Origin of the sequence: Streptosporangium sp. DT93, assembly GCF_049844535.1 — a bacterium.
Classification (GTDB): Bacteria; Actinomycetota; Actinomycetes; order Streptosporangiales; family Streptosporangiaceae; genus Streptosporangium.
The window spans coordinates 220,503-245,673 of record NZ_JBNCLF010000005.1; the positions used below are offsets into that span (position 1 = coordinate 220,503).

At 70.7% G+C, this 25,171-nt stretch carries 21 protein-coding genes; 8 read left to right on the forward strand and 13 right to left on the reverse strand.

Annotated elements, in window-relative coordinates:
* Positions 1-49: 49 nt before the first annotated feature.
* Complete coding sequence (locus ACLQ2R_RS13675) at positions 50-1,309, reverse strand: cellulose binding domain-containing protein (protein ID WP_425959843.1); 1,260 nt, start codon at positions 1,307-1,309, stop codon at positions 50-52.
* An 848-nt stretch (positions 1,310-2,157) separates the two neighbouring features.
* A complete protein-coding gene (locus ACLQ2R_RS13680; protein ID WP_425959844.1) occupies positions 2,158-2,886 on the reverse strand; it encodes a LysR family substrate-binding domain-containing protein in 729 nt (242 codons plus the stop codon).
* 55 nt (positions 2,887-2,941) lie between these two features.
* Here ACLQ2R_RS13680 and ACLQ2R_RS13685 point away from each other — a divergent pair, with 55 nt between their 5' ends.
* The 3 genes from ACLQ2R_RS13685 to ACLQ2R_RS13695 all read left to right on the forward strand — a co-directional run bounded on the left by ACLQ2R_RS13685 (position 2,942) and on the right by ACLQ2R_RS13695 (position 5,004).
* Entirely contained in the window at positions 2,942-3,313 is a 372-nt protein-coding gene (locus tag ACLQ2R_RS13685) for a DUF5997 family protein (RefSeq protein ID WP_425959845.1), read from the forward strand.
* Between the two features lie 435 nt (positions 3,314-3,748).
* Entirely contained in the window at positions 3,749-4,429 is a 681-nt protein-coding gene (locus ACLQ2R_RS13690; RefSeq protein WP_425959846.1) for a hypothetical protein, read from the forward strand.
* 119 nt (positions 4,430-4,548) lie between these two features.
* Positions 4,549-5,004, forward strand: coding sequence for an ASCH domain-containing protein (locus tag ACLQ2R_RS13695; protein WP_425959847.1), 456 nt, complete (start codon positions 4,549-4,551; stop codon positions 5,002-5,004).
* A gap of 127 nt (positions 5,005-5,131) precedes the next feature.
* Here ACLQ2R_RS13695 and ACLQ2R_RS13700 read toward each other — a convergent pair whose 3' ends face one another.
* Positions 5,132-8,137, reverse strand: a complete 3,006-nt coding sequence (locus ACLQ2R_RS13700) for a WD40 repeat domain-containing serine/threonine protein kinase (RefSeq protein ID WP_425959848.1) — start codon at positions 8,135-8,137, stop codon at positions 5,132-5,134.
* 560 nt (positions 8,138-8,697) lie between these two features.
* Here ACLQ2R_RS13700 and ACLQ2R_RS13705 point away from each other — a divergent pair.
* The 3 genes from ACLQ2R_RS13705 to ACLQ2R_RS13715 all read left to right on the forward strand — a co-directional run bounded on the left by ACLQ2R_RS13705 (position 8,698) and on the right by ACLQ2R_RS13715 (position 11,517).
* The gene (locus ACLQ2R_RS13705; protein WP_425959849.1) at positions 8,698-9,591 is read left to right on the forward strand and encodes a sulfotransferase domain-containing protein; all 894 of its coding nucleotides are present in this window, start codon (positions 8,698-8,700) and stop codon (positions 9,589-9,591) included.
* 217 nt (positions 9,592-9,808) lie between these two features.
* Positions 9,809-10,150, forward strand: a complete 342-nt coding sequence (locus ACLQ2R_RS13710; protein WP_425959850.1) for a YciI family protein — start codon at positions 9,809-9,811, stop codon at positions 10,148-10,150.
* 107 nt (positions 10,151-10,257) lie between these two features.
* Positions 10,258-11,517, forward strand: a complete 1,260-nt coding sequence (locus ACLQ2R_RS13715; protein ID WP_425959851.1) for an RNA polymerase sigma factor — start codon at positions 10,258-10,260, stop codon at positions 11,515-11,517.
* A 184-nt stretch (positions 11,518-11,701) separates the two neighbouring features.
* Here ACLQ2R_RS13715 and ACLQ2R_RS13720 read toward each other — a convergent pair whose 3' ends face one another.
* Positions 11,702-13,525, reverse strand: coding sequence for an RICIN domain-containing protein (locus ACLQ2R_RS13720; protein WP_425959852.1), 1,824 nt, complete (start codon positions 13,523-13,525; stop codon positions 11,702-11,704).
* A gap of 572 nt (positions 13,526-14,097) precedes the next feature.
* On the opposite strand from ACLQ2R_RS13720, the gene ACLQ2R_RS13725 reads away from it, so the two are divergent.
* A complete protein-coding gene (locus ACLQ2R_RS13725; protein WP_425959853.1) occupies positions 14,098-15,447 on the forward strand; it encodes a hypothetical protein in 1,350 nt (449 codons plus the stop codon).
* Positions 15,448-15,577: 130 nt separating this feature from the next.
* Here ACLQ2R_RS13725 and ACLQ2R_RS13730 read toward each other — a convergent pair whose 3' ends face one another.
* Positions 15,578-16,189 (reverse strand): peroxiredoxin-like family protein, encoded by a 612-nt coding sequence (locus ACLQ2R_RS13730; RefSeq protein WP_425959854.1) that lies wholly within the window; start codon positions 16,187-16,189, stop codon positions 15,578-15,580.
* Between the two features lie 70 nt (positions 16,190-16,259).
* Between ACLQ2R_RS13730 and ACLQ2R_RS13735 the strand changes: the two genes are divergently transcribed.
* Positions 16,260-16,883 carry a TetR/AcrR family transcriptional regulator gene (locus tag ACLQ2R_RS13735; protein WP_425959855.1) on the forward strand — a complete coding sequence of 208 codons (624 nt, stop codon included), beginning with the start codon at positions 16,260-16,262 and terminating at the stop codon, positions 16,881-16,883.
* Between the two features lie 73 nt (positions 16,884-16,956).
* Here ACLQ2R_RS13735 and ACLQ2R_RS13740 read toward each other — a convergent pair whose 3' ends face one another.
* The 8 genes from ACLQ2R_RS13740 to ACLQ2R_RS13775 form a co-directional block, all read right to left on the reverse strand.
* A complete protein-coding gene (locus tag ACLQ2R_RS13740; RefSeq protein WP_425959856.1) occupies positions 16,957-17,694 on the reverse strand; it encodes a sulfite exporter TauE/SafE family protein in 738 nt (245 codons plus the stop codon).
* A 46-nt stretch (positions 17,695-17,740) separates the two neighbouring features.
* A complete protein-coding gene (locus tag ACLQ2R_RS13745) occupies positions 17,741-18,229 on the reverse strand; it encodes a GNAT family N-acetyltransferase (RefSeq protein ID WP_425959857.1) in 489 nt (162 codons plus the stop codon).
* Positions 18,230-18,403: 174 nt separating this feature from the next.
* On the reverse strand, positions 18,404-19,621 hold the full coding sequence (locus ACLQ2R_RS13750) for an ROK family protein (RefSeq protein ID WP_425959858.1): 1,218 nt from the start codon (positions 19,619-19,621) through the stop codon (positions 18,404-18,406).
* A 20-nt stretch (positions 19,622-19,641) separates the two neighbouring features.
* Complete coding sequence (locus ACLQ2R_RS13755; protein WP_425959859.1) at positions 19,642-20,508, reverse strand: carbohydrate ABC transporter permease; 867 nt, start codon at positions 20,506-20,508, stop codon at positions 19,642-19,644.
* A complete protein-coding gene (locus ACLQ2R_RS13760) occupies positions 20,505-21,518 on the reverse strand; it encodes a carbohydrate ABC transporter permease (protein WP_425959860.1) in 1,014 nt (337 codons plus the stop codon). Before ACLQ2R_RS13760 ends, ACLQ2R_RS13755 begins: the two co-directional genes overlap by 4 nt.
* Positions 21,519-21,552: 34 nt before the next feature.
* On the reverse strand, positions 21,553-22,953 hold the full coding sequence (locus ACLQ2R_RS13765) for an ABC transporter substrate-binding protein (protein ID WP_425959861.1): 1,401 nt from the start codon (positions 22,951-22,953) through the stop codon (positions 21,553-21,555).
* Positions 22,954-24,090: 1,137 nt separating this feature from the next.
* The gene (locus ACLQ2R_RS13770) at positions 24,091-24,291 is read right to left on the reverse strand and encodes a DUF397 domain-containing protein (RefSeq protein ID WP_425959862.1); all 201 of its coding nucleotides are present in this window, start codon (positions 24,289-24,291) and stop codon (positions 24,091-24,093) included.
* Complete coding sequence (locus ACLQ2R_RS13775) at positions 24,282-25,109, reverse strand: helix-turn-helix domain-containing protein (protein ID WP_425959863.1); 828 nt, start codon at positions 25,107-25,109, stop codon at positions 24,282-24,284. Before ACLQ2R_RS13775 ends, ACLQ2R_RS13770 begins: the two co-directional genes overlap by 10 nt.
* Positions 25,110-25,171: the final 62 nt, after the last annotated feature.

Consider the following 25,171-nt stretch of genomic DNA (forward strand, 5'->3'; position numbering starts at 1 on the left):
GAGGGGCGGTGGCGTCACCCGGTGACGGCCACCGCGTGCCGAACGGGTGTCACGGGCGGCCGGCGCAGATGAGGACGGGAGACGACGGCGTACCGCCGGCCAGGAAGCCGAAGGTGGTCGTGCCGGACGCCGGGATCGAGCCGTTGTAGGCGGCGTTCGTCACCGTCACCGTGGAGCCGTCGACGGCCGGCGTGCCGTTCCACACCTGGCTGACCGTCTGGCCGTTGCCCGGCGTCCATCTGACGGTCCATCCTCTGAGCGCCGAGCCGCCCGCCGTCACCGTGACCTCGCCCTGATAGCCACCCGGCCACGAGTTCGTGGTGCGGTAGCTCGCGGTGCAGCCGCCCGCGGACGGGGAGGGTGACGGGGTCACCGAAGGCGAGGGCGAGGGTGACGGGGTCACCGAAGGCGAGGGCGAGGGTGAGGGGGTGATCGAAGGCGAGGGTGACGGGTCGCCCGGCGGGACGTACGGGCACTTGTTGCGGTACATCGAGATACCGGTGGAGTCCATCAGCGGGCACAGGAACCGGGTGTACCGGGTGTCATTGTCGACGAAGATCTTCAGCCACGGGATCAGCGTCCGCATCTCGGTCGTGTTCGCCCTCGTCGCGAACAGGTGGTCCACGCCGGTTATCTCCACCCAGGCGTTCTGGGCCGTGGCCGGGAGAGTGCCGTACAACCCGTTGAGGTAGGACTGCGTGACCACCGTGTCCCTCTGCCCGGAGATGAACATCGTGGGCACCCGGTTGTCGGCCAGGCTCAGGTTTCCCGTGGGCGATCCCGGTGCGAGCCCGACGGCGGCCTTCAGCGAGGGCCGCCGGAGTGCCGCGGTGAGGGCACCGGCGCCACCCGCGGAGTGGCCGACCACCGACAGCCGGCCGGGGTCGACGCGGTCGCGTACCGGACTCCGCTGGGTGAGATAGTCCAGCGCTGCGAGCAGCTGGGTCGCCCGGGGGTCGGCGCCGTCGGTGCGGCTGTTGGTCTCGATCCCGATGACGACGAAGCCGAAGGACGCGAGCCAGGGGCCCATCCAGGCCTCCTCGTCGGCGAACCGGGCGGAGTAGCCGGGCACGATCGCGACCGCGCCGAAGGTCCCCTGAGCGGTGTCCGTCGGATAGTAGATCACCCCGCCGCCGAACCCGTTCCCGGACGGCACGCCGACCTGCGCGGTGGCGAAGCTCCCCCTGGTGGCGGACACGCTGGTCAGGGTGGGATCGGGACCTCGCTGGTAAGGGTTGTCGGCGGCCGACGCCGGCCGGGTCGCGACGGTCACCGCGAGCAGCCCGAGGACGACGACCACCGCGGCCATCGCGCGCCGCGTCCACCCGTCCTGAGGCCCGGACCCTGATCGGACGCTCCGGGCGGCACGAGGCGCCGGGGTCTCACTCACACGTCGTCGCACTGTGGTGTTCCTTCCCTTCGGGTGAACCCCTCGTCGGGATCGGCACCTGACGGCCGTCACCGAGTGGTCTTCGGCGCGACGGCTCCGCACCGCACCGGTCGCCTCCTCGTCCCGGCGCCGGAACGCGTGCCACGAGGGCGTCGTGATCAGGTGGCCCCCGCGTCACCGTCCGGAGGTGAGAACCGCTCCGGGGACTCAGTGTGAGAACGTCTCCGAAACTTGTCAAGATTCCTGTAAAACTTTCGGCGGCCCGCTTGGGCATATACGCGTCCTGTGGTGTGTCGGTACAGGACGGTCACGATGAAAGCATCTGAAACTTTCATCACCGCCGTGGAGCCAGCCGGGTGTGGAGCACTGCCCGCCGAAGGCGCGCGTGGTGACCGGGGTTTCGTGAAGCGCGGACCGCGCCTTCCCCCTGCGGGGCCGACGTGATGTTCCCCGGATCGCGTGAGAAGGGGCCGAGCCCGGCGGTCCACGGCCGGATCACCTGCAAGGGCCGATCCGGAATGCGGTCGTCCCGGTTCGGCGGACGTGTCAGGGCCCGCGGTCACGCGACGGCATGACCGTCCTCGGGACGCGCCGGACGCCGAGTCGCTCGTTCGACGGTGATCGCCGTTAGCGGTGAGGGCGGCCCTGCCTTGCCGAGGTCCCCCCGTGGCGGCCGCGCGGTCGAGCGCGGCGGCAGACGCGGTGACGACCCGTGCGTGCACCGCTTTCCTCGCGGCGCGGCATCCGTCGGCGCACCTGCCCGCGGGTCACCGGGGCCGTTTGCCCTTCCTCTTGGGGGCGGCCGGTACGGCCCGGCGGCCGGAGTCGCTCTGCGCGGGTTTCTGTGCCTGCCGCCGCGCCGGTTTCTTCGCAGGGGCGTCGGGGGTACGGCCCCGCGAGCTGTTCACCGTCCGGCCGCGGACGATACCGATGAAATCCTCCACCAGGTCGGTGGTCGCGTCCGTCGGCCAGGTCAGCGCGACCTGAGACTGAGGCGCGTCCGTCACCGGCCGGTAGGTGAGGTCCCTGCGGTGGTGGAGACGCGCCAGCGACAGCGGAACCAGGAGGACCCCGGTACCGGTCGCCACCAGCTCGACCGCGTCCGCCGTCGTGGCCGGGCGGGTGAACGCGGACAACCCGGGCCGGACCGTCCACTCGATGGTGTCGTCCAGAGGATGGAACACCTCGTCGTCGGCAAGATCGGCGATCGACACCTCGTCGGCGGCGGTCACCGCGTGGTCCTTGGGAACCATGACCACCGTGCTCTCCACGTAGAGAGGGATCACGCTGAGCCCGTCCCGATCGACCGGCAGCCTGACCAGTCCGGCGTCGGCGCCGCCGTCGCGCAGGAGCCCCACCGCCTCGGCGGCGGGAACCGCGACCAGGGTGGCCGGCACACCGGGCATTCTCTCGGTCCAGACGTTGACCCATTTCGCGGGTGTCACTCCGGGCACGTAAGCCAGCCGGAAGGTCCTGCCGGTCTCTCCATCAGTCACTTCCTCAGGGTACCGATGTCAGGGGAACCCGTTCCGGCTGGCTATTCTTGACGCCATGACCTCGTCCAAACCGAAGACCATCCAGACGATGAAGGCCACGACCGCGGCCAAGAAGCTGGGTGTCCCCTTCTCTGCCACTCCCGCCGAGTTCCAGACGAGTGTCATCTCCAGGGACGAGCTGAACGCGCTGCAGTCGACGCCACCCGACTGGCTCGCCGACCTGCGCCGCAACGGCCCGCACACCAAGCAGGTCATCGCCGCGAAGCTCAAGATCTCCATCGCCGGCCTGCTCAGAGGCGGGATCACCGAGCCGCTCACCACCGCTGAGATCGACGCGCTGAAAGAGGAGAACCCGGCGTGGCTGGAGCGCGAGCGGTCCCTCCAGGCCGAACTCCGCAAGGAAGCACCCCGCCCCAAGCAGAACTAGACGACTGAGATCCCGCGGGGCTCCGGCCCCGGGCGCACCTTCAGGCTGCCGCCACCGCCTCGCCGAGTGATCTCCGGGTGACAGGCCCCGGACGCGTGCGGACGGCCGAGCATCCGGGCGGAACGTTCACCGAGGCGAGATGCCGGTTCGTCCGGGGTGTCGCTTTCCCGGCGTGCCTTGTGAGCGGGATGTCACCGGTTCGAACCCGGTCGTGCCCACCGGTTCACAACCCTCCGTACAGGAAGGTGCCGGAGCGGGAGAAGGTCGTGACGATCTCTCCGGGTGCCGGGGCGTGCCGCTGCGTCCGCCCGGCCCCGGACGGCACCGGCTGAACCACGTGAGGAGAACGTACGTCTTCCGGGCATGAGACTACGAATGACCTTGATCGTGATGTTGTTGTCCCTGGCAGCGGCCTGTGGAGGAGTGGAACCGGACATGTCGGCGACCCAGGCTGACGACGAACCGGCGAAGCCGGTCGCCCTGTGGGGGGCCGAGGGCGGGTTCGTGACCCCGACCACGAACGTGCTGCGCCCGCCGAGGGTGGTGGTGTACGACGACGGCCTGTTGATCGTTGACGCGAACAGGCGGTTGAGGCTCACCGGTGCCGAGGTGGACGAGACGGTCGCGTCGATGGAGACGTATCTGGCCGGGCGGCCGCCGACCGCAGAGCCCCGGCCGGGCGCGCCGATGGTGACGGACGTGCCGACCACCGTCCTCGCGGTACGCGGGAAGGACGGCACGATGCTGGAGGTGCGGGTCCCGGCCCTGGAACAGGTCGCGGACTTCTACCCGAAGGAACTCTCGGACGCGAGGAAGCTGATGGACGGCCTGGCGACCCGGGCCGCCGCCACGGGCACCGACTATGTCGCCGACCGCGTCCGAATGGCCGCCGAAGGAACCCCGTCGGCGGAGGGCAGGCCTGAGCCGTGGCCCGCGGGGGTCCCGGAGCCTACGGGCACGGTGGACCCGGTATGGCAGAAGGACATCGAGGGGGCGGCGGTGAGTGCGATCACCAAGGCGCTGCCCGCCGGGCAGGAGCACGGCCGGTCACTCTTCACGACCGGCTCGGGGGCGCTCTTCGTGCTCTCCTGGCGGTACCTGCTGCCCGGCGAATGACAGGGGAGTGACGACGGGGCTCGCGACGTGCGGGGCGAGGTTCCCCAGGTGCGGTCCCGTGTTCCCTGACATCTCGATCACGGCGGAGAACGACGACATGGTCGTTAGAGTGATGCGGCATGACGTCCGACTCCAGCACACCGATCGATCTCGCGTCGTTGCCGAAGGCGGAGTTCGCCTTTCCCGGCCCGCTGCGCGACCGGCTCGTCGCCGCGATCCTCGACGGCCGCAAGATCGCTACGACCAGTCTGGTCGTCGAGTACGAGCGCGAAGGGGCGCCGCTGCCCGAGAGCGGTGAGCGGTCCGTGGTGGTGGACTCCGCGGACCGGCCCGTGGCGGTCATCGAGGTGACGAGTGTTCGGGTGGTGCCACTGGGGGAGGTGGACACGGCCCACGCGGTGGACGAGGGTGAGGGACACGCGACCGTCGCGCAGTGGCGTGCGGCTCATGAGAGGTTCTGGCACGGCCCGGAGATGCGCTCGGCGCTGGGCGATGCCACCTTCGCCGTGGACGACACCACCCCGGTGGTCCTGGAACGCTTCCGTTTCGTCGCCGACCTCCGCCGCACGACATGACGGTTCCCGCGAACAGGCGGGACTCGCGGGGCACGTCACCGCATCTCATCGAGTGTGTCGGCCGGGACAGGTTTCCGTCCCGCTCGCGCTCCCGCTCGGATCGCGTTGCGGCCGAGATGCCAGCGGCTCAAGGACACACCGTCCGGGCGGCGACTCCGGGGGCGTAGAACTCCCATTCGTCGGCGGTCATGAAACTGCCGGCGACGGCACAGACCGCTCCGGGAAGATCGGCCGGAAAACCGACATCCCACAGTCGTACGGTGTTGTCGCCGCTCGCGGTGGCCAGGGTGTGTCCGTCGGGGCTGAAGGCCGCCGAGAAGACGAAGCTGGTGTGGCCGGTGAGAGGGACGCCGACGGGCTTGCGCGTCCGCGCATCCCACAGTCGCACGGTGCCGTCCTTGCTCGCGGTGGCCAGGGTGTGGCCGTCCGGGCTGAAGACCACCGACTCGACGGTGTCGGTGTGGCCGGTGAGGGGGGCGCCGACGGGCTTGCGCGTCCGCGCATCCCATAACCGCATGGTGCTGTCGCCGCTCGCGGTGGCCAGGGTGTGTCCGTCGGGGCTGAAGGCCGCCGAGAAGACGAAGCTGGTGTGCCCGGTGAGTGGGGCACCGACGGGCGCGCGGGTTCGTGTGTCCCACAGTCGCACGGTGCCGTCGATGCTCGCGGTGGCCAGGGTGTGTCCATCCGGGGCGAAGGCCAGCGAATTGACGGCGCCGGTGTGGCCGGTGAGTGGGGCACCGACAGGCGCGCGGGTTTGTGTATCCCACAGCCTCACGGTGTGCTCGCCGCTCGCGATGGCCAGGATGCGTCCGTCCGGGCTGAAGGCCACCGAATTGACGGAGCTGGTGCCGGCGAGGGGAGCACCGAGGGGCTCGCGGGTTTGTGTGTCCCATAGCCGTACGGTGTGGTCGCCGCTCGCGGTGGCCAGAGTGCGTCCGTCCGGGCTGAAGGCCACCGAATAGATGAAATCGGTGTGGCCGGTGAGAGGAATACCGACGGGTTCCCGCGTCCGCACATCCCACAGCCTCACTGTGCTGTCCTTGCTCGCGGTGGCCAGGGTGCGTCCGTCGGGGCTGAAGGTCAGCGACTCGACGGCGCTGGTGTGGCCGGTGAGGGGGATGCCGATGCGTTTGCGGGTTTGTGTGTCCCATAATCGTACGGTGTGGTCGCCGCTTGTGGTGGCCAGGGTGCGTCCGTCCGGGCTGAAGGCCACCGAGGAGACGGCGCCGGTGTGGCCGGTGAGGGGGACGCCGTCGGGTTCGCGCGTCTGTGCATCCCACAGCCACACGGTGCGGTCGCCGCTCGCGGTGGCCAGGGTGCGTCCGTCGGGGCTGAAGGCCACCGATTCGACGGCGTTGACATGGCCGGTAAGGGGAGTGCCGATGGGTCTGCGCGTCCGCACGTCCCACAGTCGCGCGGTGCCGTCGGCGCTCGCGGTGGCCAGGGTGTGGCCGTCCGGGCTGAAGGTCACCGACTCGACGGAGTCGGTGTGGCCGGTGAGGACCGCGCGGTCGGGTCTGCCGAGTACGGTGAGCATGGCGAGGCGGGCCTCCGGTGTCTGTTCGACGCGCCATGCGGTGACCGCCAGCAACGCCGACAGCCGAGGGTCGCCGGCGGTGAGTTCGCTCTGCGCCGCGAGCTGGCGGGACAGGGCCAGATCCCGTTGCTCGTCGGCGTTCCGCTGGGCCCGCACCGCGAGCGCCGTGGCCGTCAAGGACACCACCAGCAACACCGCCAGCACCCCGGTGAACAGCTGGCGGCGCCTCGTGACACGAGCCTGTGCGACGGTGCCGGCGTCCAGCAGGTCACGTTCCAGGCGGTTGAGCCGCAGGTGCCGGTGCCCGGCGGCCGCCCACACCAGCGCCTCCTGCAGGTGCCGCCCGCTCAACCCGTCGGACGGTCTGCGCCCGTGTTCGGCCCAGGTGCGGGCGGTCTGGCGAACGCGCTGGTGCACCACCAGGCCGTCGTGGGCCTCCCGCACCCAGTCGCGCAGGCGTGGCCAGGCCCGCAGCGTCGCCGGTCGCGTCAGGACGACCCGCCCGTCGGCGCAGGACACGATCTGGCCGAAGGCCGCCAGCACGCGCCGCACCGCCTGCTCCTCCTCGGGGGACGCGCGATCCAGCACCTCCTCCAGCGACGCCGTACGCGGGCTGAGGTCCCCGCCGTCGGTGAGCGCGACCAGCCGCAGGAACACCTCCGGCACCATGCCACGCTCCTCGGGCGTCAGGCGGGCGTAGGCGTCCTCGGCGACCGTGCCCAGGGCCGGATCGATCGACTCTCCCCGCCCGAGAAGTCCGGCCTGGGCGCTGGCGGCGGTCATCAGGTCGCCGAAGGCGGCCGAGCCGCCGACCAGTGCGGCCAGCAGCTCCGTGGCCGCGGGGCGGTCCGCGGGGTCCTTGGCCAGGGCCGCCTCCACCAGCGGCCGCAGGCTCGACGGCAGCGCGTTCAGGTCCGGCTCGTGGTTCAGAACCTGGTAGTAGATGGAGGGAACCGAGTCCCCGGGGAAGGCGGGTGTTCCGGTGGCGGCGAACACGATGATCGCCCCCCAGGCGAACACGTCGGCCGCGGTACCGGCGCGCTTGCCGTGGAAGACCTCCGGTGCCATGTAACGCGGGGTGCCGATGGGCGGGCCGGTGGGCGTCAGGGACATCTCGGCGGTACGGGCGATGCCGAAGTCGATCAGCCGGGGGCCGTCGGACCCCAGCAGGACGTTGTCGGGCTTGAGGTCGCGGTGGACCACACCGGCGCGGTGGATCGCCGCCAGCGCGGTGGCGATCCCGATCGCCAGCCGGTGCAGCTCGTCGTCCCCGAAACGGCGGCCGTCCTTCACCGCGTGTTCCAGGCTGGGGCCGTCGATGAACTCGCTGACGATGTAGGGACGCGGTCCGTCCAGGCGCGCGTCCAGGATTCTGGCGGTGCAGAACGAGGCGATTCGCCGGGCGGCGTCCACCTCCTTGGCCATGCGGTTCAGATGGGTGTCGTGTGCGGTGTGCAACACCTTGATCGCCACACGCGTGCCGTCGTCGTCGTGGTAGGCGTCGTAGACCACGCCCTGACCGCCCGCGCCCAGGCGTCCGGCCAGCCAGTACCCGTCCAGCCGGTGCGGATCGCCGGACTTGAGCGGTAGGGACATGAGCGGCCCTTTCTCCATGGATCAATTGCCGTTCATCGTGTGTGACGCTTCACGCCGCCGTTAAGTTACTGCACATTTGCCGTACGGCAGCGGAATACGGTGACCCCGCCTCATACAGCCGCGCGCCGGTGGAACTCGGCCGGGTGAAACGCTCCCGTCATGCCGACGTGACCACTCGTTCGTCTCCGGTCGCGAGAAGGGCCATTTCTGCGCCGGAGCGAAGGCGATTCACCTCCCTGTTCGTTCCCGCGAAAGCGGGCGGGGAGTTCCTCACGTCGTCCGAGTCGGCGTTCGCCGGTGTGCTCACGAGATGTCCCGGGGGTGCCGGGCCTGAACGGCGCCGGAGCGTCCCGAGGGGCCGTCCCGCCGAGGCGGCCGCGTCCGGCGCGTGGGCCTCACGATCCGCGGTACGGGTGATTTCCGATGGACGTGACCGAATCGCCGCGACAGGATACAAGAACGTGATCTTGTACGGCCGGAAGGCGGTGGGGCGTCACCGGCACGAGGGGCCGATGCGCATGCCGGGCGGGGGCGTCGAATCCCCAGGAAGGAGAAGAGGAATGTCCGAGGAACCTGTGCGGTACACCTCCCCCGAGGAGGACAGCGCCCGGTGGGACGGGTTCCCGTTCCGGCGGGGCGACATCGTGATCAGCACGCGCTCGAAGAGCGGCACGACGTGGATGCAGATGATCTGCGCGCTCCTGGTCTTCCGGACCCCCGTGCCGCCGGGCCCCCTGGTGGAGATCTCGCCGTGGCTGGACCACCTCATCGTCCCGAAGGACGAGGTGTACGCCCGTCTCGAGGCCCAGCGGCATCGCAGGTTCGTCAAGACGCACACACCGCTCGACGGGATCCCGGTCGACGAGCGGGCCACCTACATCGTGGTGGCCCGTCATCCGCTCGACATGGCCGTGTCCCTCTACCACCAGTCGGGCAACCTCGACCGTGAGCGCATCCGCGTGCTCACGAACGGCCCGGAGCCGTCCGGGCCACCCCGGCCGAGGCCGCCGTTGCGTGAATGGCTGCTCCGCTGGGTGGACAGGGACGTCTCCCCCATGGAGGAGATGGACTCCCTGCCGGGGGTGATGGCGCACCTGTCGGATGCCTGGGCACGTCGTACCCGGCAGCCGAACGTCGTCCTGGTGCACTACGACGACCTGCTGGGCGACCTGGACGGCGAGATGCGCGGGCTCGCCCGGTCGCTGGGCGTCACGGTGCCGGAAGAGGAGTGGCCGGCGCTGGTCGAGGCCGCGACCTTCGCCAGCATGCGCTCCCGTGCCGGTGAGCTCGCACCCGACCACGCCGGTGTCCTCAAGGACGCCGCCGCGTTCTTCCGCCGCGGCACGTCCGGGGCGGGCCGCGAATCCCTCAGCGGTGACGAGTTGCGCCGCTACCATGAGCGGGCGGCCCGGCTGGCTCCGCCGGATCTCCTGGACTGGCTGCACCGCCCCTGACACCGCCGCCGACGGGGGCCGGGGCGGCCGGGGGCCGGGGGCCGGGGGCCGGGGGCCGAAAGAATCTTGACGCGGCCCGTAGTGGAGAGCCCTTCCCGTTCGTCATCCGGGTGACGAAGGAGAGGGGAACGCTCATGGACCCGATCACCGCGCGCCGAGAAAAGATCACCACGGCCACCGCCAGGACCACCGCCGATTCCGCGACAGGAGCGACACGATGAAGTATCTGATGCTGGTGTGCACCGACCCGGCGTACACGCCCGGCCAGGACGACGGCGCGCCGGACGTCCAGGACTGGGTGACGGAGATGGACGGCAAGGGGATCCGGCTGATGGGCAACCGCACCCGGCCGGCCGGTGACGCGACCACGGTTCGCGTCCGCGACCGCCGGGTGCTGCTGACCGACGGCCCGTACGCGGAGACCAAGGACCAGATCGCCGGCTTCGACGTCCTGGAGTGCGCCGACCTCGACGAGGCCATCGACGTCGCGTCCAGGCACCCGATGGCCTGGAACGGGATGATCGAGCTGCGGCCGTTCTGGCCCGACGACGAGGAGTAGCGGTCACGGCGGACGACGCGGCCAAGGCGGACGACGCGGCCAAGGCGGATGACGCGGATGACGCGGGCGACATGAATGACATGAATGACATGAATGACATGAATGACATGAATGACATGAATGACGCGGACGACGGATCGGCGACGCGGGCGACGGATCATCTGAAGGACCGGATCGCCGGGATCTACGCCGACGGCTGGAGCCGGATCGTGGCCACCATGATCCGGTTCACCGGCGGCGACTGGGACCTGGCCGAGGAGTGCGCGCAGGACGCGTTCGCGCGGGCACTCCAGCGGTGGCCGGAGTCGGGCGTACCGGATCAGCCGCTGGCGTGGCTGACCACCACGGCGCGCAACCGCGCCATCGACCGGATGCGCCGCGCGTCGACCGAGACGGCGAAGCTGCGGAAGGCGGCCGCTGTGGACCTGGAACCACCGCCCTACCCGAGCGACGGCGAGATCCCCGACGAGCGCCTGGAGCTCATGTTCACCTGCTGCCATCCGTCGCTGAGCCTCGACGCCCAGGTGGCGCTGACCCTGCGGAGCCTGGCGGGCATGAGCACCGGCGAGATCGCGCGGGCGTTCCTGGTGCCGGAACGCACCATGGGCCAGCGCCTCTTCCGGGCCAGGCAGAAGATCGCGCACGCGGGCATCCCGTTCCGGGTACCGCCCGCGCACCTGCTGCCGGACCGCCTTCCCGCGGTGCTCCACGTGCTCTACCTGCTGTTCAACGAGGGGTACGGGGACCCGGAGAAGGACCGGCTGTGCCGGGAGGGCATCCGCCTCGCCCGGGTGCTGACGGCGTTGATGCCCGACGAGCCCGAGGCGCAGGGCATGCTCGCGCTGATGCTGCTGCACGACGCCCGGCGGGCGGCGCGCACGGACGCGGCCGGTGACGTGGTCACCCTGGCCGAGCAGGACCGTTCGCTGTGGGACCGGGAGCGGATCGCGGAGGGCGCCGCGATCTGCGAGCGGGCGCTGCGCCGGCGCCGGGCCGGGCCGTTCCAGCTCCAGGCGGCCGTCGCGGCGTGCCACGCCACCGCGCCGGCCGCGGACCTGACGGACTGGCCGCAGATCGTCGGCCTGTACACGCACCTCGCGCGCATCGCGCCGAGCCCGGTCGTCGATCTGAACCGCGCCGTGGCGGTCGGCATGGCCGAAGGCTCCGGGGCGGCGCTGGCCCTGGTGGAGGAGATCGTCGCGGACGGGCGGCTGGAGGGCTACCACCTGCTGCACGCCACCCGGGCCGACCTGCTGCGACGCCTCGGCCGCACGCGGGAGGCGGCCGACGCCTACCGCGTGGCGCTCGACCTCGCGCCCACCGACGCCGAACGCCGTTTCCTGCACGAGCGGCTACGGTCCGGTTGACGGTGTGACGGTGTGACGGTGTGACGGTGTGACGGTGTGACGGTGTGACGGTGTGACGGTGTGACGGTGTGCGCGTCCCGCGAGCGGGGGCGCGGACGGTCCGTGGCCGGTCCGCGGACGGCCGCCCGGCGACAGGTGCCGGGCGGCCGTACGAGGTCGGACGGGGCCGGAAGGGCCGGAAGGATCAGACGGGGTTGAGGTACCAGATCTGGTTGCCGGCGACGATGCCGAGACCGGAGTCGGTGTTACCGGTGATGGTCTGCTGGTCGAGGGTGGTGCCGCTGCCGGGCGGCAGGTCGAGCACCTTGCTGCTGTGGCGGTTGACCAGGTAGAACGTCCCGTCGGCGACGCGTTTGAGGGTCCACTGCTGGCTGTTGGCGCTGCCGCAGGTCGCCTGCCTGATCTGGATGCCGTTGGACGTGCTCGCCGTGACGAGGTCCAGGCACTTGGAGCTGTTGACGTTCACCAGCTTCCAGTACGAGCCGGTGGCCTGGAGCTGCCAGCGCTGGCTGGTGGCGGTGGTCGGCGCGCTGTGCGTGACCAGCGCGCCGGACGCCGTCGAACCGCCCACGGGCTCGGCGTTGTCGCGGCTGCCGAGGCCCTGCAGGTAGTAGACGCTGTTGTTGGTCGGTGTGATGCCCGTGACCTGGTTGAACACCCACTGCTGGTTGGTCGCGCCGGTGTAGGTCTCCTGGGTGACCGGCGCCGGGTACGCGCTGCCCGCGGTCAGCGCCAGCCCGGACAGCCAGTCGAAGATCGCGTACGTGTTCGTGCCGGTCTGCAGGTAGGCGAAGCGCATGCCGTCCTGACCGGCGCAGACGTACTGCAGGAGCGGTGTGCCGGGCGTGGTGCCGCTGTAGGCGCTGTCGGCGCACAGCCGGCTTCCGACGTTGATGAACTGCAGGCCGGTCGTGTAGCCCATCAGCCACTTCTGGCTGGGGGTGTCGACGCGGGTGCGCTGGCTCAGCTCGGTCAGCGTCCCGGTGGAGGCGCCGATGGGTTCGAGCGCGCCTCCCGTGGACGCGTTCGTGATGACGTAGGTGTTGCCGACCTTGGGATGGGGATCGCTGTCGGCGGTGCCGCCCGCGATGAGGTAGGCGCTGTTGGCGGTGTTCCAGTGGGTGGCCAGGTAGCTCCCGGCGGTGGGGGCGGCGTTGTAGTAGTCGTCCCGGTTGCAGTCGGGCAGCCGGTAGTCGTTCCACTGCAGGCAGCTCCAGGTGGGTGTGCCGCCGTAGCACATGAGGTCCCACTGGTCGAGGCAGTGCCAGCTGCCGTCGGAGTGGGGCGCGCTGATCTGCACGGCCCCGAAGGTGTGTCCCAGTTCGTGGGCGATGGCGTTCGCGCCGAAACAGCCCGGGACGGCGTCCACGCGGGCGTAGGCGCGGCCGTTGTTGAGGTTGCCGGAACCGGTCGTCAGGTCGTCGCCCTGGATCTGGCCCACGCCGCAGACCGCCGTGCCCTCGGTGAGCATCAGGTAGTGCCGGTCGTTGCTGGTGTAGCCGAGGGCCTGCACGGCGCTGATGCTGGCGTTGAAGTCGACCAGCGAACCGGCGGGGACGACCAGGTTGCGCACGACGGCGGCGCAGCCACCGGACACGGCAGTGGTGACGTACCGGATGTGCCTGCTGCGGTTGGAGGTGGCCGCGCCGTCGTTGAACGCGTCGTCGGCGTTGGCCAGCCAGGCGCGGAACATGGGCAGGAACTGCGTGTAGCGGTTCGGCATGGTCGCCTCGCGCACGTACAGCACCTCGACCCGCTTGCCGCTGACGCCGTCGCCGTCGCAGGCGACCAGCTGCGGGCTGGCCGCCGCCGTGGCCTCGCTCGACGCGATGGCCTTGGGACCGACGCGTTCGCCGATCTTGGCTCCGGGGAAGACGTCGGACACGACGTGGGGGCGGTCCTTGTCGGGGGGTGGTTCGGCGGCGGACGCCGCCGAGGGAGAGGCGACCAGGCCTGCCGCGATGAGGAACCACGCGGCGAGCAGGGAGAGGTTTCGCCTGAGCTGCATTCCGATGAACTCCGATCGGTACGGATACGTCCTCCATGGACGACTCATCGGCAATGATCACATTATAAAGATGCGAGTAAGGCGTTCTGTAACATTTGTCACAGAACGTTGACGAGATGATTCTTTAGCGATCTGTCAACAGTTATTACTCATCGTCATGAAACTTGTAAAGGCAAATAGTTACCTTTTCGGATATTGCCGTGCGGTTCCGGTCGGACCTCCGTCGCCGCGCCGTGCCGGATTTATCGCGGTGGGCCTGGCGTGATGGAGGTGCCCCGGAGGGGCTGCGGAAGGAAGGCGCGGGTGGGAGGCGTCGAACGCGATCGTCCACCCTGTGAGACGGGCGCGTTTCGGCCTTTTCCGCCCGGCGGCGCGATACCGATATTCGGAAGAGCGCGAACCGCGTTTTCGTTCGTGTCCGATCGCCGGGAATCTGTTTATTGAGGGTCGGTACCCGGTTTTCGGGCATCGTGACGCCGATCGAATGCCGGACGAGGACGCCCCGGCGGCGGGCGCGGCCGTTCCCGTCGGCGCAGGGCCGTCCCCGACGTGCCCGGCGCTACCATCGACGGATGATCGAGCCGCCGTCGGGAAGGCGCCGGACGGCGCGGTGGGTGCGGCGGCTGCTCGCCGTCGCGGTGAGCCTCTGCGCGCTGGCAGGAGCGGTGCGGCTGGTCGTGCCCGCCACCGCAGGGACGACCGGCGAGCCGCCAGGGGTGCGGCGGCAGCTGACGTTCCTGCGCGCGGCGCTGGACGGCGGCGCCGGGGACGAGGCGCAGCGGCTGTTCCCCGAGGGGTACTTCTTCCTGCACGTCCTGTACGGCCTGGCCTGGGTGGAGCTGGGAGCACGCGACCCGGCCGGCGAGCGGCCGACGGCGCTGCGGGAGGCGCGCTGGGCGCTGGAGCGGCTGGAGTCGCCCTCCGGCCGCGCCCCGTTCAGCGCGGACCTCACCCCGCCGTACGGCGTCTTCCACCGTGGCTGGAGCAACTGGCTTCGCGGCGGGGTGCTGAGCCTGCAACCGGCCGGGCGGCGCGACCCGGCCGAGGCGCGCCGGTTCGCCGACGACTCCGCCGCGCTCGCCGGGGCGTTCGACGCCTCGGCGTCACCGTACCTGCAGGCCTACCCGGGCCAGGCGTGGCCGGTCGACTCGACCGTGGCGATGGCGTCGCTGCGGCTGCACGACACGCTGCTGCCGCCCCGGTTCGCCGGCACGGCCGAGCGGTGGCTGACCGGGGTGCGGGGACGGCTCGACCCGCGTACCGGGCTGATCCCGCACCGGGCCGACCCCGGCACCGGCGAGCCGGCCGAGGTGGCCAGGGGGACCTCGCAGAGCATCGTCCACCGGTTCCTGCCCGACATCGACCCGGCCTTCGCCGCCGGGCAGTACCTGCGCTTCCGGGATCGGTACGTCACCTTCCCGCTGGGCCTGGGACCCGCCGTCCGGGAGTACCCCGAGGGCATGGACGGCCCGGCCGACGTCGACTCCGGCCCGCTCCCGCTGGGGGTGAGCCTGTCGGCGACCGTGGTCACCCTCGGCGCGGCACAGATCCACGGCGACGCGCCGCTCGCCGGGGCGCTGGCCGGGTACGGCGAGCTGGCCGGTCTGCCGGTCGGCACCCCGTGGACCAAGCGCTACGCCTTCGGCCTGCTCCCGGTCGGCGACGCGTTCCTGGCCTGGTCGAAGACGGCGCGGCCGTGGGTGGTACCGCCGCCGGGCCCGCCCCCGGCGAGCGTCTCGTGGTGGTGGCGGGTGCCGCTGCTGTCCATCCTCGCCGCGGTCGGCATCGCGCCGTGGCTGCCCGCACTGGTACGCCGCCACCGACGCCACCGGTCCGACCAGGCCGACCGGTCCGAGCGGTCCGACCGGTCCGAGCGGTCCGAGCGGTCCGACCGGTCCGAGCGGTCCGAGCGGGGCACCTAAGGACCGTCGCCACCGGATCGGTCCGCGCGCCTGGGAACCGGTGTCACCGGGCGGGGCCGGCCTGTCTTGGGAGGCCGGTGTCGCCGGACCGGCAGGCGCCCGGAGATCGAGGTCACCGGGCCCGGCGAGGTCAGGGGGCCGGCTCCGTCCGGCCCTCGCGGGCCGCCAGCGCGAGCACCTCGGCGACCGACCACTGGTCGTAGGCGTGCTCGCCGTACCTGCACGCGATCACCCGGCCGCCGGGGGCGATCAGGAAGTCGGCGGGCAGGCCGAGCCGCCCGCCGTGCACCCGGCGCGCCGGCAGGCGCTCCCTCCCGCGGGCGACCGTCCACAGGCCGCGCGCGACGGCCAGGACGACCGCCCCCCACACCCGGGGGTCGAGCAGCGCGCGGGGAGCCGACTCCACGCCGAACTCCGCGTACAGCCTCTTGCCCGGGTCGGCGAGAACGGCGAACGGCAGGCCGGTGACGTGCCCGGACAGCTCCTCCGCCGGGGAGTGGAAGACCACCACCTCGCGGATGCCCGCCGCCTCGATCGCGGCGTTCCCGGTGACGAAGGAGCGCAGGTGCAGGTTGCAGATCGGGCAGCCGGCGAAGCGCCGGAACTGCAGGTGGACCAGGCGCGTGGGATCCGGCAGGGGGACCGTGGAGCCGGGGGAGCCGGGGGAGCCGGGGGAGCCGGCGGGGTCGGTGACGGCGGGCAGTTCACGGAAGGGGACGACGGAGCCGGGCTGGAGACGCATGGGGACTCCCGGTGTAGGTGTACGGCATACGCCTACCATTGTAGGCGTATGTCGTACACTTTCAGCCGTCATGCCACGACCACGTTCGCTCACCCGGGACCGGATCGCCGGCGCGGCCCTCGCCGTCATCGACCGCGACGGCCTCGCGGCGCTGTCGATGCGCGCGGTCGCGGCGGAGCTCGGGATGAGCACGATGGCGCTCTACCGCTACGTCGACGACCGGCAGGAGCTGGAGGGCCTCGTGGTCGAGCTGGTGCTCGGCGGCGTCGACCTCTCGCCGCCGCCCGGGACGTCGTGGCGTGAACGGGTCGCGGTACTGGTCGGCAGGGTGCGCGACCACGTGGGTGCCCATCCGGGCGTCGTACCGCTGACGATGACCCACCGGCACCGCTCCGCGGGGATACTCCGCTGGTCGGAGGCGGTGCTCGGCGTCCTCGCCGAGGCGGGCGTGGACGGCCCCGCCCGGGTCGTCGCGCTTCGCGGGCTGCTGAGCTACGTGGTCGGCGCGATCCAGCTCGACCACCTGGCCTCGCTCTCGGGCCCCGGCACGGCCGCCCTGGCGGGACTGCCCCGCGAGGAGTTCCCGTACATGGCCGAGACCGCGGCCCACGCGCGGCTCGTCGACGCCGACGAGGAGTTCCGCGGCGGCCTGGACCTCGTGCTGCGCGGGATACGCGGGAGCCGCGAGACCTGACCGGCGCCGTGCCCGGGGACCGCGCGCCTGGTGCCCGGGACCCGGGGCGTGGTGCCCCGGAGCGGTGGGTGTCTCAGAGGAGCAGGCGTACCGCGGCGAGCACGGTCAGGCCCAGTGTGATCCGTTCGAAGAGGGTCCGGTCGATGCGGCTGATGACGGCGCGGCCCGCGGCGGCTCCGGCCAGGACGACCGGGGCGCCCAGCGCGGCGAAGACGAGGGTGGAGGGGGTGATCAGCCCCAGGGCGACGCTGAACGGCACCTTGAAGGCGTTGACCGTCAGGAAGAACCAGGCGCCGGTGCCCAGGAGGCCCAGCACGGGCAGGCCCGCCGCCAGCAGGTAGATCGACATGATGGGTCCGGCGGCGTTGGCCGTCATGGTGGCGAAACCGGCGAGCACCCCCGCGAGCGCGGCCACCGTGCGGTGGTGGACGAGCGTGTCCTCCGGTGCCCGCCGCCGGTTCCACAGGTGCACGACGACGATCACCAGCAGGATCGTCCCGAGCAGCCGCCTCATCTGCGCGTCGTCGACCTGGCGCACCACGCCGGCACCGATCACCACCCCCACGGCGACCCACGGGAAGAGCCTGACCAGCCGGGGCCAGTCGGCGTGGCGCCGGTAGGAGGCCACGGCGGCCAGGTCGCCGACGAGCAGCAGCGGCAGCAGCATGCCGGTGGACTCCCTGGTCGGCAGCACCAGCGCGAACAGGGCGATCCCGACCGTCCCGGCGCCGGACACACCGGTCTTGGAGAAGCCCACCAGGAACAGGGCGACGGCCAGCACGACCCACTGGAGGACGTCCAGGGAGGGCATCAGCCGTACCGGAGGAAGGGGAAGGAGGTAAGCGTGGCGGGAGAGGTCACAAAAGACGGTACATGACGTGCAGGCCCACGAATCCCTCGGCCGGGTGCTCGAAGCCCTCCGGCAGGGTGGCCATCACCTCGAACCCCAGCGAGGTCCACAGCGCCACCGCCCGGGTGTTGGTCTCCACGACCGCGTTGAACTGCATCGCCCGGTAGCCCTGGTCACGTGCCCAGTCCAGCGCGTGCTCGCCGAGGGCCCGCCCGACGCCGCGCCCGGAGTGGCGGGGGTCGACCATGAAGCTCGCGCTGGAGATGTGCGACGCGCCCCCCATGTGGTTGGGGTTCATCTTGGCGCTGCCCAGCACGGTCCCGGCCGCGTCGACGGCGACGACCGTCCGCCCCGGAGGGCTCAGCAGCCACATCGCGCGGGCCCGCTCCTCGCCGGTGTCGCGATCCCAGGTGAAGGTCTCACCCGCCGCGACGATCTCGCTCAGGAAGGGCCAGATCGCCGGCCAGTCGTCGTCGGTGGCAGTCCTGATCAGCATGGGGGCCAGCATCGCGGCCCAGATCGGCGGACCGCAATCCCTTTTCTGGCGGACCGTCCAGCGGCGGGACCGTCCGGCGGCGGGACCGTCCGATGGCGGGCCGGAGCCGGGGCCGGACGCCGGGGAGGGGAGTCACGCATCAAGAACAGGTGTTCACACGCCGGGGAGGAGTGCTCACGCGCCACTCCCGCCTGCCGGGCGGGGACGGAGGGCCGCCAGGCGGGCGTCGGCCTGGTCGGGGGCGTACAGGTGCTCGACCACCATCGCGGCGGCCCCGGCGAGCGCGGCCCGCTCACCGAGGGCGGAGGTGACGATCTCCAGGTCGCGGGTCACCCGGGGCAGCGCCCGCTGGTACAGCAGCTCGCGCACCCCGGTGACGAAGTGCGTCTCGGCCAGATCCCCGGCGATCATCAGGACGCCCGGGTTGAGCAGGGTGACGACGGTGACGAGCACCTCGCCGCAGCGCCGCCCGGCCTCGCGGGCCAGGCTCCCGGCGTCCGGGCAGCCCGCGTCCAGACGAGCGCGGACGTCCGCGCCGGATCCGGCCGGGACACCGAGGGCGCTGAGCCGCCCGGCCAGGGCGCGGCCCCCGGCGATCGCGGCCAGGCAGCCGTACGAGCCGCACACGCAGCGCACGTCCGGCCGGTCGTGCAGGCGGACGTGGCCCAGGTCCCCGGCGGCGCCGTCGACGCCCCGGAGGATCCGGCCCTCCACGACGACACCGGCGCCGATCCCGTCGGAGACCTTGACCAGCACGAACACCGGGCAGTCCGGGAACGACGCGCGCTGCTCGCCCAGGCCCGCCAGGTTGGCGTCGTTGTCGGCCAGCACCGGGACGGCGGCGTCCACGCCGGCGCGCAGGTGCAGACGGTGGCGCATCCGCTCCGGGATCAGGTGGCCGTCCCAGCCGGGCATGACCGGCGGGCGCACCACCGTGCCCGAGGAGGTGTCCACCGGCCCCGGCAGCGACAGGCCCACCCCGCAGACCGCCCCGGGAACGGTCCCGGTCTCCTCCAGCAGGCCGGCGAACCGGACGGCCAGCCGGTCCAGGACGCGTTCGGGGCCGTCCTCGATCCGCTGGTCCCAGGAGTCCCCGGCCAGCACGCCGCCGCCCAGGTCCAGGACGGCGGCGCGGGCGCGGGTGGTGTCCAGGTCGGCGGCGAGGACCACCGCGTGCCGGTCGTCGAACTCCAGCAGGACGGAGGGACGCCCCCCGGTGGAGTGGCTGCCCGGGACGGCGCGCAGCCAGCCGGCGGCGAAGAGCAGGTCCAGCCGCTGGCCGACCGTCGACCGGGACAGGCCGGTCACGCGCTGGAGCTCCCCCCGGGTCCGCGCCCGCCCGGTGCGGATCAGCTCCAGGAGATGGCCCGCGCTGCTCCGGGGGGTTGCCATCCGCTACGTCTCTCCCGGCCTCAGCCCTTGTCCGCCCCGCTGGTGAGACCCTCGGTGAGGAGCCGTTCGGCGGCGTAGAAAAGCGCTACCACGGGGATGGTGAGGACCACCGACCCGGCCATGAGCACCGTCTTGGGCACCTCGATGCCGTTGGCGAGCTGCTGCAGGCCCAGCGAGACCGTCCAGCTGTCGGGGACGGCGGCCAGGAAGAGCAGGGCGAACAGGAACTCGTTCCAGGCGATCATGAAGACGTACAGGCCGGTCGCCATGAGGGAGGGGGCGGCGAGCGGCAGCACGATCCGGCGCACGGTCTGCAGCCGCGAGCAGCCGTCCAGCGCGGCGGCCTCCTCGACGCTCTTGGGGATGGTGACGAAGTAGTTCCTCAGCATGTAGATGGACACCGGCACGGTCTGCGCGATGTAGACGATGACCAGCCCGAACAGGCTGCCCTGCAGGCCCATCTTCGCGAACATCACGAACAGCGGGACCGCCAGCAGGGTGGCCGGGAACAGGTAGACGGCCAGGAACACCGCGCTGACCTGGCGCCCGCCGAAGAACCGCATCCGGCTGACCGCGTAGGCGCCGGGGATCGACGCCAGCAGGGTCAGCGCCACGGTCGCCACGGCCACGAGCGCGGAGTTGCCGAGCATCCTCAGGAACCCCTGGCCGCCGTCCTCCACCGACTGCAGCACGTTCTGGTACGTGCTGAACGTGAGCTCGGACAGGTTCACCCAGATGCGGCCCGGGTCGAGCAGCAGCTCGTCGATCGGCTTCACCGAGAGCACGAGCATGTAGTAGAAGGGGAACAGGGTGACGACCGCGAGGACGGCGATCACGATCCAGCGCAGGACGCCGAAGATCCTCTGCTCGGTCTGCGCGCGGCTCATGACGCCTCCTCCTGAACCTTCTTGGCGAAGAACGTGAAGTAGATCCCGAGCAGCCCGGCGAGGATGACCGCCAGGACCAGGGCCTGGGCCGCCGCGGCCCCCACGTCGTAGCGGGCGGTGAGGAAGTCGTAGACCCGCACCGCGACGACGTCGGTGCCCGAGCCGCCGCCGGTCAGCAGGTAGACGTCGTCGAACTTGTTGAACGTCATGATGAAGCGCAACACCGACAGCAGCGCGATCACCGGCATGAGCTGGGGCAGCAGGATGTGGCGGAAGCGCTGGGTGTGCGTGGCGCCGTCCACGGTCGCGGCCTCCTCCAGCCCGGCGGGCACGGCCTGCAGCCGGGCCAGCAGGAACAGGAAGGCGAACGGGAAGTAGCGCCAGATCTCGAAGGCGATGACGGTCAGCAGGGCGAGCGGGACCTCGAAGTGCCAGCCGAGGATGGAGACCTCGTGCGAGCGGGTCGACAGGAAGGCCAGCGGCTCGTCCCAGCCGAACAGGTTCGCGCCCCACTCGTTGACGATGCCGAACTGCGGGCTGAGGGCGATCTCCCAGACGAACGTGACCGCCACCACGGGCGCGACGTAGGGCAGCAGCATCGAGCCGCGGAACAGGGCCCGGCCGCGGAAGGGCCGCCGCAGGGCCAGGGCGGCGACCAGCCCGACCAGGATCGATCCCGCGGTGCTGCCCACGGTGTAGACCAGGGTGGTCCACAGCGAGGTCCAGAAACCGGGCGAGGTGAAGACCTCGGCGAAGTTGTCCAGGGTCCAGTTGGACAGCAGTCCCATGCCCTGGATGTCGACCAGCCGCGCGCGCTGGAAGGCGAGCAGCACGGTCCAGGCGATGGGCAGGACGACCACGACCGCGACCACCAGGACGGTGGGGGAGACGAAGGCCATTCCGGCCCGGTTCTCCCGCTGGGCCAGGGTGAGGACCCGGCGCGGCCCGGGTCGGGGAACGGGGTCCGGTGCGGGGGACGGGCGCTGCTCGGCGTCGTGCACGGTGCTCATCACGGCTTCCTAGGGGGACAGGGCCGGGGACGGCTCACTGGAGGGACTTCTGCAGGGCCCTGACTTCCTCGGCGGCCTCCGTGGCGGCCTCGCCGGGGGAGATCTGGCCGGAGGTCATGGCGCCGACCGCCTTGGGGATGGGCAGCTCGCCGATGGTCGCGCCGACCAGCGCGCCCTGGCCCTCGGTGATGCCCCACCGCTTCATGTCGCTGACGCCCGCGGCGAGCGCGTCGAGGAGCTCGGCAGGGAAGACCGACTCCATGGGCTTCTTGGTGTCGACGCCGATGTCGCTGGCCCGCCAGGCCTTGCGGTACCTCTCCGGCTCCTCGGCGGTGCCGTTGCGGACCGGGATCTTGCCCTCGGCGGCCATGCCGAACCAGTCCTCGTACCCTCCGCTCATCATGTACGAGACGAACTTCTCCGCGGCCGCGGTCTCGGCGGTCCGGGTGACCACCCAGGAGGAGATCTCCCCGAACTGCGCGGGCTGAGCGCCGGCCGAGCCCTTCAGGGCGGTGACGATCCCGCTGTTGGCGGACAGGAACTGCGCGTCGGCGCCGCACTGCTCGCAGCTGGGCAGGGCGTCGGCGCGCAGGCCGGCCAGCTCGTCCAGCAGGAACGTGGACCAGACGATCATCGCCGAGCGGCCCGCGAAGTAGGTGGCGCGGGTGGAGTCCACGCTCTGGGTGCCGGGCGCGCCGTAGTCGGCGGCGAGCTGGTCGTAGGCGGTGAAGGCCTGCACACACTGCGGGGTGTCCAGGCCGATACGGCCGTCGGCGCCGACGAGGCGGCAGTCGTTGGCGAGCGCCAGGTCCTCGAAGCTCTGCTGGGTGAAGACGTCGCTCGGGTCGGTGGCGAGCGACATCCCGGTGGTCGTACCGGAGTGCAGGGCCTTGGCCGCTGTGAGCATGGCGTCGTAGGAGTCGGGGACGGCGAGCCCGGCCTTGTCGAACAGGTCCTTGCGGTAGACGAGGATCTGCATCCAGGCGTCGCTGGGGACGCTGAGCCGGTTCGCCTTGTCGCCGGTCAGCTCCAGCGCGTTGCGGTTGAAGGTCCCCGCGCCGAGCCCCTCGACGATCCGGCCCGCGGCGGCGGTGTCGAGCAGGCCGTTGGTGTACATCTGCCAGACCGGGGCGAGCGGGACGCTGCCGATGACGTCGGGCAGGGTCCCCGCGGCGGCGGCGGACATGATCAGCTGGGGGAGCTGGCCCTCGTCGATCCCGACCAGCTCGACCTGGACACCGGTCTCCTGCTGGAACGCCGCGACGATCTTCTTGGTCACCTCCATGCGCGGGGTGAGGTTCTCCAGGCTCCAGACCGTGATCCGGTTGTCCGGAGCGCTTTCGTCCTGGGCGCCGCAGCCGGACAGCAGCCCCGCCGCCAGCGTGACGGCCACGCAGGCCGCCACCGCCCTCGTCCTTCCCGGCCACCCTCGCATGGATCTTCCTAACTGCCGCCGCGTGTCATGTACGCGTTGCATCAGAACACCACTTCTGTCTGGTAACAAGACCTAACCTTGGTATTTTCTCGGCATATGTCAGCATGATTTGCTTTACTTTTCTCCAAAAGTGGTCTTAAAGTTCCCCGTGATACGCGTTTGCCCGGATTGCCCGGTGGTGTGCGTTCGTCCAGAGTTCCCCGTGGTGCGCTTTCGTCCGGTCCACCGGCCTCAGCCATGTGAAAGTCGGCAACGCCGAGTACGTCGAATTCGCTTAATACGCCCCCTCTCCTTGCCCGTGCTCGGGCTCCCCGTCCACGACAGGTCACCCGCACGTCCGGCCCCGCCGACCCGGCGTCTCAGCGGGTACCGAACGACCGCCCGCCGGGGTGTTCACCCCTGCCCGGCGCGCCTGGAACCCCCTGCCCACCCACCCGGAACCCCCCGGATCCGGTTCTTCGGTGTCGCCGGAGGCGGGCCCCCTACCCGGCCGCAGGCCGGAGATGCCCAAGATCGGCGGGATATACGAAATCTTCTTCGGCTCGCCCGGTCCCGTCCTCCTCGCACCCCGCTGCGAGATGACATCGCATGGTCCCGAGGGGAACGCCTGGTCGTGACCCCTCACCGGCCGAGGAAGGGGCTCGCCGGACCGTTGTGCGACACGTAAAGGGTTCCACGGCATGAGGAGCGCACGGCTCCCGCCGGCGGTCCCGGCGGTGGGTGACGCCGTCCTCGTCCGTCGGTGTGATCGCGGATGCGCAGGCCGGATGCCGCCGCTCGTCGCGGATGCCCTGAGCGGGCACGGCCTGTTCCCGTTCGCGCTACAGGAACGGGAACCTGTGATCCGGCCTCCGCCTGCCTGGCAGCCGTGTTCCGGAAGGGTTCAGTCTCGCTCTCCCCTGTGATTGGGGGGCGCCGTCCGAGCGCGCGGCTCACCGGTTACGAGAGCCTCGAAACCAGCGGCGGAGGAACGGCTCCTTGCTCGACGACGGCCTGTTCACCCCTATGGTGCTCTTCTCCGACGTCCTCTCATCGCCTGCGACCGGGACGGACGACCACTGTCAGATCGAACGTCCCGGCCAACGAATCGCACCCGGAGGCGTGGTACCCGGCGAATCAAAGAAGTGAAAGGTCAGGTCAGAGAGTCGAACTTGCAGGTCTTACGCCGCCGATGAAGGACTTCCATTCGGTGGGGGTGAAGAGCAGCTTGGGACCGTTGGGATTCTTGCTATCGCGAACGGCGACAACTCCGGGCAGGTTGGCGGCTACCTCGATGCACTGGCCACCATTCCCGCCAGAGCGCGATGACTTGCGCCATACCGCAGCGCTCAGGTCCATTCCTGCCTCACATCCTCGATCATCCTGAGGGACATGTGCTCAGGATAGGCCCAGAGTCGGATCATCTCATAGCGCTTCCAAATTGCGGTCACAGATTTACGATCAGTCGTGACATGTCCTGCGTCTGATGAGTCCAAGTGGACGGCGTCTGGCTGTTCATTGGGAAGCTCTGCGATCATGAATGCGCCCATCAGGCCGGTAAGGCATTCCGGGCTGACAATTTGGACGGATACGGTCGTCCTTTGGGTGATCTCCAGTAAATGTCCGAGTTGTTCGTACATCACCTTGGCTTCGCCGACCTTACGGCGTAGCACGCCTGCATCGATAAGTATGAGGAGCGAGAAGGGAGTGTCCCGATCAAGGATTTGCTGCCGCTGTATCCGGTTTTGGACTCTTGTCTCAATCTCCTCCGAGGTCGTCTGAGGCTCCTGGCTGAAGATGTGTCGAGCATAGGCCTCTGTCTGGAGAAGGCCAGGGATGAGGAGGGGGTCCCAGGAGCGCAGGACGAGGGCGGTCGGTTCGATCTCCTCGACCCAGCTCTGGAACCAGATCGGGCCGCCCGGCTGGGCGAGAATGCGTTCCCGAAGACGGGTGAAGGCGTTGCCACCAGCCGTCTTGAACAGCCGGTCCAGCCTCTCGGCGTCGGACTTCGACGGTGTGCGGCTGGCGCCCTCCAGGCGACTGACCTGCGTCTGCGTACACCCCAGCCGGGCAGCCACGGAGGATTGCGAGAGCTGTGCGGCCTCCCGCAGCCGACGCATCTCGGCACCGAACCGCGCGCGGGGAGAGCCGGGATCGAGAGGCGTCACCTCATCCATGGCATTTCCTTCTGAATTGGAAAAAGTAAACATTTCTTTCGATCGGCATCGTGGAATCCGTG

What these genes read in the sequence shown, in the direction of transcription:
- ACLQ2R_RS13675 (WP_425959843.1), bottom strand. Translation starts at nt 1,309, where the DNA reads ATGGCCGCGGTGGTCGTCGTCCTCGGGCTGCTCGCGGTGACCGTCGCG.
- ACLQ2R_RS13685 (WP_425959845.1), top strand. Translation starts at nt 2,942, where the DNA reads ATGACCTCGTCCAAACCGAAGACCATCCAGACGATGAAGGCCACGACC.
- ACLQ2R_RS13690 (WP_425959846.1), top strand. Translation starts at nt 3,749, where the DNA reads ATGTCGGCGACCCAGGCTGACGACGAACCGGCGAAGCCGGTCGCCCTG.
- ACLQ2R_RS13695 (WP_425959847.1), top strand. Translation starts at nt 4,549, where the DNA reads ATGACGTCCGACTCCAGCACACCGATCGATCTCGCGTCGTTGCCGAAG.
- ACLQ2R_RS13700 (WP_425959848.1), bottom strand. Translation starts at nt 8,137, where the DNA reads ATGTCCCTACCGCTCAAGTCCGGCGATCCGCACCGGCTGGACGGGTAC.
- ACLQ2R_RS13705 (WP_425959849.1), top strand. Translation starts at nt 8,698, where the DNA reads ATGTCCGAGGAACCTGTGCGGTACACCTCCCCCGAGGAGGACAGCGCC.
- ACLQ2R_RS13710 (WP_425959850.1), top strand. Translation starts at nt 9,809, where the DNA reads ATGAAGTATCTGATGCTGGTGTGCACCGACCCGGCGTACACGCCCGGC.
- ACLQ2R_RS13715 (WP_425959851.1), top strand. Translation starts at nt 10,258, where the DNA reads ATGAATGACATGAATGACGCGGACGACGGATCGGCGACGCGGGCGACG.
- ACLQ2R_RS13720 (WP_425959852.1), bottom strand. Translation starts at nt 13,525, where the DNA reads ATGCAGCTCAGGCGAAACCTCTCCCTGCTCGCCGCGTGGTTCCTCATC.
- ACLQ2R_RS13725 (WP_425959853.1), top strand. Translation starts at nt 14,098, where the DNA reads ATGATCGAGCCGCCGTCGGGAAGGCGCCGGACGGCGCGGTGGGTGCGG.
- ACLQ2R_RS13730 (WP_425959854.1), bottom strand. Translation starts at nt 16,189, where the DNA reads ATGCGTCTCCAGCCCGGCTCCGTCGTCCCCTTCCGTGAACTGCCCGCC.
- ACLQ2R_RS13735 (WP_425959855.1), top strand. Translation starts at nt 16,260, where the DNA reads ATGCCACGACCACGTTCGCTCACCCGGGACCGGATCGCCGGCGCGGCC.
- ACLQ2R_RS13740 (WP_425959856.1), bottom strand. Translation starts at nt 17,694, where the DNA reads ATGCCCTCCCTGGACGTCCTCCAGTGGGTCGTGCTGGCCGTCGCCCTG.
- ACLQ2R_RS13745 (WP_425959857.1), bottom strand. Translation starts at nt 18,229, where the DNA reads ATGCTGATCAGGACTGCCACCGACGACGACTGGCCGGCGATCTGGCCC.
- ACLQ2R_RS13750 (WP_425959858.1), bottom strand. Translation starts at nt 19,621, where the DNA reads ATGGCAACCCCCCGGAGCAGCGCGGGCCATCTCCTGGAGCTGATCCGC.
- ACLQ2R_RS13755 (WP_425959859.1), bottom strand. Translation starts at nt 20,508, where the DNA reads ATGAGCCGCGCGCAGACCGAGCAGAGGATCTTCGGCGTCCTGCGCTGG.
- ACLQ2R_RS13760 (WP_425959860.1), bottom strand. Translation starts at nt 21,518, where the DNA reads ATGAGCACCGTGCACGACGCCGAGCAGCGCCCGTCCCCCGCACCGGAC.
- ACLQ2R_RS13765 (WP_425959861.1), bottom strand. Translation starts at nt 22,953, where the DNA reads ATGCGAGGGTGGCCGGGAAGGACGAGGGCGGTGGCGGCCTGCGTGGCC.
- ACLQ2R_RS13770 (WP_425959862.1), bottom strand. Translation starts at nt 24,291, where the DNA reads ATGGACCTGAGCGCTGCGGTATGGCGCAAGTCATCGCGCTCTGGCGGG.
- ACLQ2R_RS13775 (WP_425959863.1), bottom strand. Translation starts at nt 25,109, where the DNA reads ATGGATGAGGTGACGCCTCTCGATCCCGGCTCTCCCCGCGCGCGGTTC.